Genomic DNA, 12,624 nt, shown 5'->3' with positions numbered 1-12,624 from the left:
TTGTTGCCGCAGACCACCACCAGGTTGCAGGGGGTCGTGATGCCGGAGACCATCTGAACCATGTCGCTGCCGGTCATCACCCCGAAGGCGCCGGCGGAGAGCAGCACCAAGGGCCGGGCCGGATCCACCCCGTGTTTCCGGCACAGCTCGTCGCGGTTGCCGGGCGATTCGTACTGCGGATCAATCGGGATGCCGAGCGTCCGCACGCGTTTGGGCGGGAAGTTCAGGCGGATCAACTGCTCGCGGCTCTCCTCTTTGGCCACGTAGACGCGGTTGACATACGGCTCCAGCCAGGTGGCATGCACATAGAAGTCGGTGACCACCACGGCGAGATCGGTGTTGATGTCGTCCTTGCGCAGCAGGGTCGAAACGATGTCGGCGGGCATGAAGTGGGTGCACAGGCAGAGGTCGGGCTGGAACTTCTTGATTTGCCGGGCCAGCGGCAACCCGTTCAGGCGGTGCAGCAGCATGCGGCCCTTTTCCTTTTCCCAGGGCTGGTCGGTTTCGTCGAAGGCATAGGACCAGATGGTCGGAATTTTTTTCACGGCTTCGATGTAGAGTTTGGCATAGAGCTCCTCGAAAACCTTGTTGGTGTATTCGAGCGCATCGAGCAGCCGGACTTGCGTAAAACGGTCGTCCTGTTCGCAGATGGCGGCCAGCGCCTCGGCGGCCCGACGGTGCCCGTTGCCGGCATTCGCATAGAGAATCATCACCTTCATTGCATCTCCTCACTTTCAGGATGGGTTGTACCTCAAAAAAAAGAGTTGTCATAGATTCAATTCACAACAGAAGTCCAAAGATGACCTCGTGATGACGCGGTTGTTTTGCAATGTACTTGACGCCATGGAAATGGCGGTGAAAATACGTACATCGCTGAAGGGGTTTGGGTTTGCGGGTTCTTTAAGCGGACACAATTGACCAACAGGAGGTCGTGATGAATCAAATGCTGCTCTCGAGCTGTCTCTCCCGAACGCTGCTTATGCTGGCCGCGTTCATCGCCATCTCATCGCGGGCCACCGCCGCGACGGTGAAGGATGCCGAAGCCGCGTCGCACGCGGATACCGCCGCAATACAAACCCCCGAGAAAACCTACGAATATCCCGGGGTGAAAATCGTGCAGTTCAACCTGGCCGTCCTATCGCACTATTCCTACATGCTCGTCAGCGACTCCGAAGCGCTGGTGATCGACCCGGACCGCGATATCCAGGTCTATTTGGACACGGCGAAAAAGGAGGGGTGGACGATCAAGGGGGTTTTCCTCTCCCATTCGCATGCGGACTTCGTTGCCGGGCACACCGAACTGGTTCATGCCCTGGGGTGTCCGATCTATCAAAACACGGCCAGCGGTGCGCAATATCCGATTCAGGCGCTCGATGACGGCGCGAGCCTGCCGTGGGGCGAAGCAACCCTCCGGTTCATCGCCACCCCCGGCCACACCCCCGACGGCATGTGCATGCTGGTGATCGACAAAGACAAACGGCCGTCCGCGCTGCTGACGGGCGACACGCTTTTTGTCGGCTCCATCGGCCGCCCCGACCTGATGGGCGGCACCATGGCCGCCGCCTCGTTGGCCGGAATGAGTTTCGACACCTGGCACAACAAGCTCTCCAAGCTGGACGACCGTGTGGTGGTGCTGCCCGCCCATGGCGCGGGTTCGCTGTGCGGCGCCCACCTGAGCGACGAGCCATCCTCGACCATCGGGGCCGAGCGCACCTCCAATACCTATCTGCAGCATACCGCCAAAAACGATTTCATTACCGCCGTGCTCGAAGGCCTGCCCGAAGCACCGGCCTATTTCAAGCACAACGCCGCCATGAACCGGAACGGCCCGCCGCTGGTGGACTGGACGGCCGAACCGCCCGCCGCGCCGCGCGATCAATCGCTCTCGGACACCGCCACATTCTATGTAGTTGACCTGCGCGATGCGCAGTCGTTTGCCGCCGGGCACATTCCGAACGCCGTCAACATCGGCCTGCGCGGCCGGCTGGAGACCTGGACCGGCATCATGGTGCCCTGGGGCAGCTCCGTTGTCCTGTGCGGCAGTCCGGAGGAGATGGAGGAGGCGGCCTTCCGCCTGCATCGCGTCGGTTACGCCGTCGCGGGGGCGTTGACGTTCGAGATGTGGAAAAACGCCAACCTGCCGGCGTACAAGAACGAACCGATTTCCGCGCGGGATCTTTACGAACGCATGCAGAACGGCACCGCGCCGATCGTGGTCGACGTACGATTGCCCGCCGAATGGATGGGACTGCGGATCGGCAATGTCATCAACATCCCGTTGAACCAGATGGAAGCGCTGGCGCCCGTCAAGCTGGCGAAGGACGAGCAGGTGGTAACCGTCTGCAACTCCGCCTACCGCAGCAGCCTGGGCATCGGCGTGCTTGAGCGAGCCGGATTCAAGCAGGTGGCGAGCATGGTGGGCGGCAGCGAAGCCTGGATCGAAGCGGGATTCCCCACCATCCAGCCCACCGGCCCCGGTACGGCCGCCAGCCTGCCCACGCGCACCATTAAACTTCCCGATGCCATGGAAGCGGCCCAACTCAAACGCATGCTCATGGATTTGCCCGGAACCTTCGATCTGGTGGATATCCGCCCGCCGGCGCATTTCCGCGACTACAACCTGCCCGGTTCGCGCAACGTGGACCTGGCCGATCTGATCGGCAACCCGGCCTATTTGGTCGGCGCGTCCCCCCTGGTGATCGTGGATCGCGACGGCTCGCTCGCCATGGCGGCGGGCGGTATCCTGGCTCAGAAAACCAACCGGCCGATCAAGGTGCTCTTTGGCGGGCTGGAAGCCTACTGGAACAAGGCCGATGCCGGCTCGGCCATTCAGTCGGTTCCGCTTCCTGCTGCGGGCGCGCCCAAAGCCCCGGCCGCCGCACCGGTGCCGGTCCCTTCGGCACCGAAAAAGAAAAGCGCGGGGTGCTGACCATGAACGGGAAACCCACCGTGAAATCCGCGCCGAAGCCGTTCATGAACCCGTATCTCGCGGGGGTGCTTCTTGGCCTCACCTTGCTTGCATCGTACCTCGTTCTCGGCACGGGACTGGGGGCCTCCGGCGGACTCGCCCGTTTCGGGGCCTATCTGGAGCTGAAGCTTGCGCCCGCGCACACCTTGGCCAGCGACTATTTCGGGCGGTGGGGCGAAAACCCGATGCACTACTATCTGGTCTTCATGCTGGCGGGGGTGTTCTTCGGCGGCCTGATCTCCGCGTTGCGCGCCAACCGCTGCAAGCTTCAGGTGGAGCGGGGCGCCTCCTGTTCCCGCGGCAAGCGTCTGGTGCTGGCGCTGGTCGGCGGCCTACTGGCCGGCTTTGCAAGCCGGCTTGCCAACGGCTGCACGTCCGGCCAGGCGTTGTCCGGCAGTGCCGCGCTGCTCAGCGGCAGCCTGCTGTTTTTGGTTTTCATGTTTGCCGGCGGATACGCCGCCGCCTGGTTCGTCAGGAGGCAGTGGCATGATTAGCACTTTTTTTTCAAATGGCCTGCTCGACTCGTCGGCCGCAATGTTCGTCAGCTTCCTCTTCGGCATCGCGTTCGGCACCGCGCTTGAAAAGGCCGGCTTCGGCAGCTCGCGGCGGCTGTCGGGCGTCTTTTACTTCCGCGACATGTCGGTGATCAAGGTCATGATGCCCGCGGTCATTACGGCCATGCTCGGTCTGGCCTACGCCAAGGCCGCCGGTTGGGTGACGCTGGAGAACGTCTATTTTCTTCCGACGCGCTATGTGCCCCAGATTCTGGGGGGGCTGCTGTTTGGCGTCGGCTTTGCCGTGGGCGGCTGGTGTCCGGGCACCGGTGCGGTCGGCATTGCGTCGGGACGCATCGATGCGCTGGTCTTTCTGTTGGGGATCGTCGGCGGCAGCATTCTGTATAACGAGGTCTACCCGCTCATCGGTCCGCTTTCGGCAACCGACCGAGGCGTGCTCTTCGCGTTCGACGCGTTCGGCATATCGGAGGCCGCGTTTGCGCTGGGCTTCACCGCACTCGCCATCGGGTGTTTCTGGGGGTTGGAATTTCTGGGCGTGAAGCAGGGACGGAACGACACCCTCTGGCGATCGCCGTTTTTGAAGACCTTCAGCGCAACCCTGCTCGCCGGCGCGGTTGGCCTGTTTGCTTTGTCGGGAAAAACCGACGCACCGCGTCCGTTCATGTCGGAACAAACGTTGCTGGAAAACCTGGAGACCGGCAGCGACCACATCGAGCCGCAGGAACTGGCCGACCGCCTGCTCGGCGGCGAGACCATTCGGCTGGTGGATATCCGCACGCCCGGCGAATATGCCCGTTTCCACATCCGCTCGGCCGTCAACATACCGCCCGCCGACCTGCCCGCAGCACTTGCGCCCGATCAAAACCGGGGGCTGATCGTTCTCTATTCCAACGGCATGACCCATCCGGCACAGGCGCGCGACAGCCTGGCGCGGCTCGGGTTCGCCAATGTCTACCTGCTGACCGACGGTCTGGAGGGCTTTCTCGACCAATGCCTGAAACCCGTCTCCCTGCACGCCGAGCCGGTGCCGGCCGTGCGCGCCGCAAAAATCAACGCATGGCGCGCCTTCTTTCTCGCGCCGGAACCCCCAAAAGGCAACGCCGCAACCGCGGTCGGCGAAACCGCCGACCTCGCAACGCCCGGCCTGGTAGAAACCGGTTGGCTGGCCGCCCACCTGAACAACCCGGCGGTGAAGATCATCGATCTGCGCGCGCAACCGGACTACAGCGGCGGCCATATTCCCGGCTCATTTAGCCTGAACGTTGAAAGCCTGCGCGGCAGCGTGGAAGGCCGTCCGTCTTCGCTGCTGCCCGCCGCGATGCTCGCGGAGCATTTTTCGCTCCTCGGGATCGGACCGGACGACCTCGTCGTATGGGTTGGCGGCGAAAAAATGCAGGATGCCACGCTGGCGGGCCTGGCATGTGAGCGGCTCGGGCACCGTCGCTATGCGGTGCTGCAGGGCGGTTTCCCGAAGTGGGCCTTTGAAAAGCTGCCGCAGAGCACCTTGCTTCCCGATGCCAGGCCCTCGGCGTATTCCGCTCCCGATCAAGCGGACGCCTTTACGGTCGGGGCCGGCGCGGTGCTGGCCGCTCTCGGCCAACCCGGCACCGTGGTTCTCGATGCCCGTCCGGCAGACTATTTTTCCGGCACGAAACAGGACGAGGCGCGCGGCGGCCACATCCCCGGCGCGATCAACCGGCCCTATACCGACGACATCGTCCCGGACGACTCCTTCCCGCTGCTGAAACCCGTGGAGGAGCTGGCGGTTGCCTATGCGCGGCTGATCCCCTCCAAGGACACCCCGGTCATCGTCCACTGCCGCACCGGCCATCAGGCCAGCCAGGCGAGGTTTGTACTGGTGCACCTGCTCGGGTACACCGATGTGAAATGGTACGACGCCGGCTGGACGGAGTGGGCCGCCCGCCCCGAACTTCCGGTTGAGTAGTCCGCATGGGGCCGCGGCCTCTTTATTTCCTCGATATCCGGCAGGGGCGTTCCCTATGATGTCGGCATTTGCTACGCGATTCCACGAAGGTTAACGAGGCTGGGCAGTGATCGGCAAAGAGGCCATCAATCAAATCGTCAATAATCCCGACCACCCGGGCGGGAAGGTTTTTGCGTACACCGTGCAGGCGCTGATTCTGCTTTCGCTCGCCTCCTTTTCAATGGATACGTTGCCGGACCTTTCGGAGCGGACGCAGGGGATGCTCCGGGTCGTGGAAATCGTGACGGTGATGGTGTTTACGGCGGAATATATCCTTCGCCTGTGGGTTGCCGACAAGAAGACCCGGTTTGTTTTCAGCTTCTATGGGCTGGTGGATCTGGCGGCGATCCTGCCGTTTTATCTTGCGACGGGGCTGGATCTGCGCGCGGTCCGGGTGTTCCGGCTGCTGCGCCTGGTGCGCATCCTCAAGTTGCTGAAATACAACCAGGCCGTTCGGCGGTTCAATCGCGCCTTGAAAATCGCGAAGGAGGAGCTGGCGCTGTTTGGCTTCGTGGCGGCGATGCTGCTCTTTCTCTCGGCCGTCGGTATTTATTATTTCGAGAACGGGGCCCAGCCGGAGCAGTTCAAATCGGTTTTCCACAGTCTTTGGTGGGCCATCACCACGCTGACGACGGTGGGCTATGGCGACGTCTATCCGATCACCCCCGGCGGCCGGGTGTTCACGTTCTTTGTCCTGACCGTTGGGCTGGGCGTTGTTGCGGTTCCGACCGGGATCCTGGCTTCCGCGCTTTCGCAGGCCCGCGAAGAGGAGGTGGGGTTGCAGCAAAAAGACCGGGAGGCGAAACAAAAGAGCCTCAAGCCGGCGCCGGGCCCCCGCCAACAATCTGATTGAGGATGTCGTCGGTCGTAACGAGGCCAATCACTACGCCCTCGCTGTCCGTGACCAAGCCCATCGATTGGCGGGCCATTCGGAGCCGGGGCATGATGTCGTCTGCCGGCGTGCTGCCGGGAATCAAAACCGCCTTGCGGATGTAGGGTGCGATCGTGTCGACCGCGCCGCCGGTCAAGACGTCGAACAGGTCGATAACCCCCTCGAATCCCGATCCGCCGGCCTGTTGGACCGGATAGCGCGTGTAGTTGTTGCTTTGGGCGAGCTCCAACAGCTGCGCCGTGCTGCAAGCGGCTTCGACGACCACCGCCTTCGCCAGCGGGGTCTGGATGTCGGCGGCGGTTTTTTCGGCCAGCTCGACGGCCTGATGGATCATGGTGCGTTCTTCCGGCGAGAGGACCCCGTTTTGTTCGGCCTCCACCGTGAGAATCTTGAGCTCGTCGCGGGTGGCGAGGCTGCAGAGGTCCTGCCGGCCGGACGCTTGTTTCGGGACCACCAGCCCGGCAATCCAGGTGACGGCCGCCCCGAAGGGATAAAAGATCTTCCAGGAGACGAAGAGCACGTTTGCGAAGCGCGCGGAACGGAGATAGGGATAGGCGCGGAACCACGCCTTGGGTATATACTCGCCGAACACCAGCAACCCGGCGGACACCAGCAGGCCGGCGACCACCTGCCCGCCCGGTCCCGCCAGCTGGCTCGAAAGACTGGATGCGAGAATGGAGGCCAGCACGACAAACAGGTTGGTTCCCACCAGGGTGGTGCCCAAAAGCCGGTTGGGTTCTTCCAGGAAGAAGGCCAGTTTTTTGGCTGCCGCGTCGCCCTGCCGCAACCGGTGGCGCAACCGTAGCCGGCGGATCGAAATCACTCCGGTTTCGATGCCGGAATAAAAGGCGGCGCCGCAGATGCAGAGGATCACCGCCAGCAGTTTCAGGAGGAGGGTCATGGCCTCTCCTCCTTCGCCGGTTTGAGCTCCAGGACCACGGAAAGGATCCGCCGCTGTTTGACGGTGCGTACGATCACCCGGAACCGATCCGTCTCGACCACGTCGCCGCGGCGGGGAATCCGGTCGAGTTCGTCCTGCAGCCATCCGCTCACGCGCGTGAAGTTGCCCGGGACGATGGCGGTACCCAAATCATCGTTCATTTCATTGATGCTGGTATCGCCGCCCACCAGCCAGCGGTTTTTGTCGAGCGGTTTGGCGCCGACCTTCGTTTCGCGAATGTCCAGCTCCGCATCGGCGACAATTTCTTCGGCGACGTCGCCCTGGGTCACGATTCCGGCGGTGCCGCCGAATTCGTCGAGGACGCATACCACCCGGACCTTCTTCTTTCGGAAGAACATCAGCAGTTTGTCCACGGGCAGGGTTTCGGGAATGCAGGGGGCGGCGATGATGCAGTCATCGACGGAAGCCTCCGGATGTAGCAGGAAGTTCCGGACATCGAGAAACCCGATGATGTGGTCGATGCTCTCTTTGTAAACCGGCAGAAACTTGAAGTGGGCCGCCCGGGCTATGGCACGGATTTGCGGCGCGGGCAGATCGGGGTCGATTCCCACGAGGTCGATCCGCGGCGTCATGACGTCCGCCGCTGACAAGCCCTCGAGGCGGATGATCCCTTCCATGATATTGCGTTCTTCGGATTTGAGCAGTCCGCCGCTCTCGCCTTTGACCAAGGCCACCCGGAATTCGTCCTCCGTCAGCGCGGTTGAGCCGAGGCCGCGATGGAGCATGCGGTCGATGGCGCTGAACACTCCGCTCAGCGGCTTCGTCAACAGCGCGAACAGATCGATCGGTACGGCAAAAAGCACCGCGATGCGCTCGGGCATGTGCAGCGCGAAGCGTTTCGGGGTGACCTCCCCGAAGACCAGCAGCATCAGGGTGATGGTCGGAACCGCAATGAAGATGCCGTAGCGGGGGAGGGCATGCTTGATCAGGGAATGCCCCAGGCTCGAGGCGGCCACGTTGACGAGCGTATTCCCGATCAGGATCGCGGAGAGCAGTTGCGACGGGCTCGACAACAGCCGCTCAATCCGCCGGCCGGCGCCGGGCTTCTTGGCGCCGATGCGCCGCACCTGAAGGGGATCGAGCGAGAAAAGCGCCGACTCGGAGCTGGAGAAGAAGGCCGATAGGCACAGCAAGAAAAACAGGCCGAGCAGTAAAACGATCGTAATCACTTGTTGAATCCCTCGGGGTCTTGCCTTTGTCCTATGCTTAGCATAACGGCATTAAAGCACCCGGCCAGATGCCGGACGACATAATTTATTCACTATCCAGCGGAAAACGGAGCCCCGCGCCTGAATGAAGCCGGAATCGGAGTTGCAGGATCCCGGGAAAGATCTACAATGTAAATCATAGCGAAAGCGTGTCGTGCTCTGTTCGGATCCGGCCACTTTACCCAATTCATGAAGCAAGACCAATCGAGGTTGCTATGGGCAAGGCAAACATCAATATGACGTTCGATCTCAAGGAGCTCTCCTCGCTCTTTGAAAAAAGCAATAGTTTGGATGATTTCCTGCAGTCCGCCGTGAGCGTGGTGGCCTACCATATGCGGTCGGCCGTCTGTTCCATCTACATCTACGACGACGCAACGCGCATGCTGACGCTGCGCGCGACGCAGGGGCTGGAAAAGGAAGCCATCGGCCAGCTCGAACTTCCCTTGGGACAGGGGCTCGTCGGCCTCGCCATGAAGGAATTGCGTTCGGTCTGCGCGGGGCGCGCCGCCGACCACCCGGATTTTTATCCGGTCGCCGGGAGCGGCGAAGAAAGATACCCGGCCTTTATGGCCGTGCCGATCCGCCGCCAGCTCAGCCGGGTGGGCGTGTTGGTGGTGCAGGATGTCCAGCCCGACTATTATGACGAAACCGATGAGATGGTGCTCAGAACCATTGGGCTTCAGTTGGCGGCCGTCATCGAAAATGCGGAGCTGCTGATGGGGTTGCACCGCCGGAAAGAGCCTCCGGCGGCGAGGCCGGTCGAGGCCGCCCCCGAGCAGATCAAGGGGCTCCCCGCCAGCGATGGGATTGCGATGGGGCGGGCCCGGCTGATCGTTTCGGGCCGGGCCGGACGGTTCCGCGCGCCGGCGTCCGCGCCTTCCACCCTGACGATCGACGATTTCGACCGCGCCTTGGCCAAGAGCGAGCGGCAACTCAAAGAGCTGCAGATCGATGCCGGCGAAATGCTCTCCGATGTCGCCCAGCTGATTTTCAGCGCCCATCTTTTGATTTTGGCCGATGAGAAGTTTTCCGGCGAGATCCGGCGGCTGATCACGTCCGGGATCTCGCCCGTGGATGCGCTGGTGGAGGTGGTCAACGGCTATGCCGATATCCTGGCAACGAGCACCAACCAGCGCCTGCGGGAAAAAGAGCACGACCTGAAGGATCTCGGACATCGGCTGCTGGAAAACCTGATCGGCGGCGACCGGGCGCAGGTGGACTACAGCGGACAGATTATCCTGGCGGATACGCTGCTGCCCTCGGATGTGCTCAAGCTCGCGACCGAAAAGGCGGAGGGGTTCGTCATGCAAGGCGGGGTCACCGCCCATATTGCGATCATCTGCCGCTCGCTCCACAAGCCGATGGTCATGGTCGGCCCCGAAATGTTTGCGCGGATACAGGATGACTCCGAACTGCTGATCGACGGCATCCAGGGTTTGGTGTTCGTCCAGCCCTCCCGCAAAATGCGAGCGGCGTATCTGCGGCAACGCCAGGCGACCGCCAAGCTCGAGTCCGTGCCGTCGGTCAAGACGGAGACCCACATGGCGGACGGCACCCGCATCCGGCTTTACGCCAACATCAACCTGCTGAGCGACCTCGAGTCGGCAAACTCGTTCAATGCCGAGGGCGTCGGGCTCTATCGCAGCGAATTCCCGTTTCTGATCCGCGACGCCTTTCCCACCGAGGAGGAGCAATACCAGGTCTATCTCCGCATCGTGCAGTCCATGGGCCGCCGCGAGGTGACCTTCCGGACCCTCGACATCGGGGGCGACAAGCTGCTGGCCTACCAGGGCGGCGTCGAAGAGGACAATCCCTTTCTCGGCCTGCGGGGCATCCGGTTCCTGCTGCGGAACAAGGATGTTTTTTCGGAACAGCTCTGCGCCATGCTCCGCGCCGGCGCCGGCGGCAACGCGCGAATCATGTTCCCGCTGGTTTCCTCCATCGATGAGTTCGTCGAGGCGCGCGAGCTGGTTCGGGAGTGCATGCAGCAGCTGGAGCGGCGCGGGGTCGCCTATAACCGCGAAACCAAGCTGGGCATCATGGTGGAGCTTCCCTCGGCCGTCGCCCAGGCCGCCGATTTTGCGAAAACGGTCGATTTCATGTCGATTGGAACCAACGACCTGATCCAATACATGCTGGCCGTCGACCGTACCAATGCCATGGTGTCCCGGCTCTATCTGGCCTACCACCCGGCCATTCTCCGCGCCATCGAGATCGTGGCCGCGGAGGGCAAGCGCTTCGAGTGCGACGTGTCCATCTGCGGCGATATCGTGCGCGACCCGAGAATGATCCCGTTCCTGCTGGGGGCCGGCATCGACAAACTCAGCGTTGCCCCGCGCCGCATGCCGGATGTCCAGCGGGCGGTGGAAGCCGTCACCATGCAACAGGCACAAAGCATCGCGCGCACGATGCTCGGATTCAGCCGGATTTCCGAGGTTGAGGCGTTCATGAAAAATCCCGTCTCCGACCCGGTCTGAACGGGCGGGTGCGGCCCGGCGCCGGGGCTCAAGCAGGACCGCGGCGACGCGTCGGGCCCGTCGTGAACGGCAGGACATTTGGCTTCCATTGGCCGGGTGGCACAGGCTAGCGTTGATTGACAAAAAAGCGGGGCGAACGGATGACGACGAAGAGAAACTCCACGTATGATCTATTGGTGATTGGTTCGGGGCCGGCGGGCCAGAAGGCGGCGATCCAAGCCGCCAAACGGGGGCACTCGGTTGCCCTCATCGACCGGAAAAGCATGGTTGGCGGCGTGTCGCTGCACGGCGGCACGATTCCGAGCAAAACGCTGCGGGAGGCCATCCTCTACCTTTCGGGATTGCGGCAACGGGTTTTCTACGGGAAAGATTATGCGGTAAAAGAGGAAATCAGCCACCTCGATCTCAGACGCAGGGTCCGGATGGTTGAGGCGCGCGAAATGCAGGTGATTCAGGCGCAACTCCGGCGCAACGAAGTGGATCTGTATTATGGCCAGGCCGGGTTCGTCGATGAACATACGCTGGCGATAGCCAACGACGACCGGCCGGACGAGATCCTGCAGGGCGACCGCATCCTCATCGCCTGCGGGACGCACCCGTTGCGGAATCCTGAAATCCCTTACGACGGGCAGGTCATCATCGACTCCGACGAAATCCTCGATTTGGAATTTCTCCCGGATGAACTCGTGGTTGCCGGGGCGGGGATTATCGGGTTGGAATATGCCTCGATGTTCGCCGCGCTGGGCATCGAGGTGACCATTATCGACAAGAAAACGCAGCTGCTGGATTTCGTGGACCAGGAAATCGTTGAGCGGCTCATCTTCCATCTGCGCAATCTAAACGTGACCCTGCGGCTGGGCGAAACGATTCAGGCGGTCGGCAAGGATGATCGCGGCCGGGTGTGCGTGAAGCTGGAGAGCGGCAAGACCATCCGGTCCGAAGCGTTCTTATATGCCGTCGGGCGGCAAACCAATGCCGATACCCTGAATATCCAGGCCGCCGGGTTGAGCGCCGATGAACGCGGCAGAATCGCCGTGAACGAGCACTATCAAACGGCGGTCGCCCACATCTATGCCGCCGGCGATGTGATTGGATTTCCGGCGCTGGCGGCGACCTCGATGGAGCAGGGGCGGCTGGCCGCTTGCCACATGTTCAGCCCATCCCCCGAATTGTCGGCCGGGCCGCTGCCCTATGGGATTTATGCCATTCCCGAAATCTCCATGATCGGCCAGACCGAGCAGGAGCTGACCCGCCTGAAGGTTCCGTATGAATTCGGGGCCGCGCGGTTCGACGAGCTGGCCAAGGGCGGAATCCTCGGCCTCGAAAGCGGCTATCTCAAAATTCTGTTTGATCCGGAAACGTTGAAGATTCTCGGCATCCACATCATCGGCGAAGCCGCCACGGAGCTGATTCATATCGGCCAGGCCGTCTTCAGTCTGGGCGGCACGCTGGCGTATTTCCGGGACAGCGTATTCAACTATCCCACGCTGGCCGAAGCCTATAAAGTGGCGGCCTTGGATGGCCTGAATAAACGGTAGGCCGGAGTTTCGGCTCTTCGGCAAGGCGCATGGCAAAGGAATGGATGAACGCATGAGTGAAGCGAGTTGGAAAAAGTGGGG

The 12,624-nt window shown here is 62.2% G+C and carries 9 protein-coding genes; 6 read left to right on the top strand and 3 right to left on the bottom strand.

Features of this window, described 5'->3' with window-relative positions; genetic code table 11:
- On the bottom strand, positions 1–719 hold a 719-nt coding region (locus tag ABYO54_RS06870; protein ID WP_407992462.1), incomplete at its 3' end, for an MGDG synthase family glycosyltransferase.
- Positions 720–934: 215 nt separating this feature from the next.
- Here ABYO54_RS06870 and ABYO54_RS06865 point away from each other — a divergent pair.
- The 4 genes from ABYO54_RS06865 (at position 935) to ABYO54_RS06850 (ending at position 6,320) form a co-directional block, all read left to right on the top strand.
- Complete coding sequence (locus tag ABYO54_RS06865) at positions 935–2,929, top strand: rhodanese-like domain-containing protein (protein ID WP_372807505.1); 1,995 nt, start codon at positions 935–937, stop codon at positions 2,927–2,929.
- A gap of 2 nt (positions 2,930–2,931) precedes the next feature.
- Entirely contained in the window at positions 2,932–3,462 is a 531-nt protein-coding gene (locus ABYO54_RS06860) for a YeeE/YedE thiosulfate transporter family protein (RefSeq protein ID WP_372807504.1), read from the top strand.
- The gene (locus tag ABYO54_RS06855) at positions 3,455–5,428 is read left to right on the top strand and encodes a DUF6691 family protein (protein WP_372807503.1); all 1,974 of its coding nucleotides are present in this window, start codon (positions 3,455–3,457) and stop codon (positions 5,426–5,428) included. The genes ABYO54_RS06860 and ABYO54_RS06855 overlap by 8 nt, the downstream gene beginning before the upstream one ends.
- Positions 5,429–5,534: 106 nt before the next feature.
- Entirely contained in the window at positions 5,535–6,320 is a 786-nt protein-coding gene (locus tag ABYO54_RS06850) for an ion transporter (RefSeq protein WP_372807502.1), read from the top strand.
- On the opposite strand, the gene ABYO54_RS06845 is transcribed toward ABYO54_RS06850, so the two are convergent.
- Both ABYO54_RS06845 and ABYO54_RS06840 read right to left on the bottom strand, forming a co-directional pair.
- Positions 6,283–7,260 carry a CNNM domain-containing protein gene (locus tag ABYO54_RS06845; RefSeq protein WP_372807501.1) on the bottom strand — a complete coding sequence of 326 codons (978 nt, stop codon included), beginning with the start codon at positions 7,258–7,260 and terminating at the stop codon, positions 6,283–6,285. The two genes, ABYO54_RS06850 and ABYO54_RS06845, sit on opposite strands and share 38 nt — an antisense overlap.
- Complete coding sequence (locus ABYO54_RS06840) at positions 7,257–8,489, bottom strand: hemolysin family protein (protein WP_372807500.1); 1,233 nt, start codon at positions 8,487–8,489, stop codon at positions 7,257–7,259. Before ABYO54_RS06840 ends, ABYO54_RS06845 begins: the two co-directional genes overlap by 4 nt.
- 254 nt (positions 8,490–8,743) lie before the next feature.
- Here ABYO54_RS06840 and ptsP point away from each other — a divergent pair, with 254 nt between their 5' ends.
- Both ptsP and sthA read left to right on the top strand, forming a co-directional pair.
- Positions 8,744–11,005, top strand: coding sequence for a phosphoenolpyruvate--protein phosphotransferase (ptsP, locus tag ABYO54_RS06835; protein WP_372807499.1), 2,262 nt, complete (start codon positions 8,744–8,746; stop codon positions 11,003–11,005).
- A gap of 140 nt (positions 11,006–11,145) precedes the next feature.
- Complete coding sequence (sthA, locus tag ABYO54_RS06830; protein WP_372807498.1) at positions 11,146–12,543, top strand: Si-specific NAD(P)(+) transhydrogenase; 1,398 nt, start codon at positions 11,146–11,148, stop codon at positions 12,541–12,543.
- The last annotated feature ends 81 nt before the right edge of the window (positions 12,544–12,624 follow it).

It is taken from the genome of Pontiella sp., assembly GCF_041622395.1.
Lineage (GTDB): Bacteria > Verrucomicrobiota > Kiritimatiellia > Kiritimatiellales > Pontiellaceae > Pontiella.
This window is presented reverse-complemented; position numbering and strand designations above follow the sequence as displayed.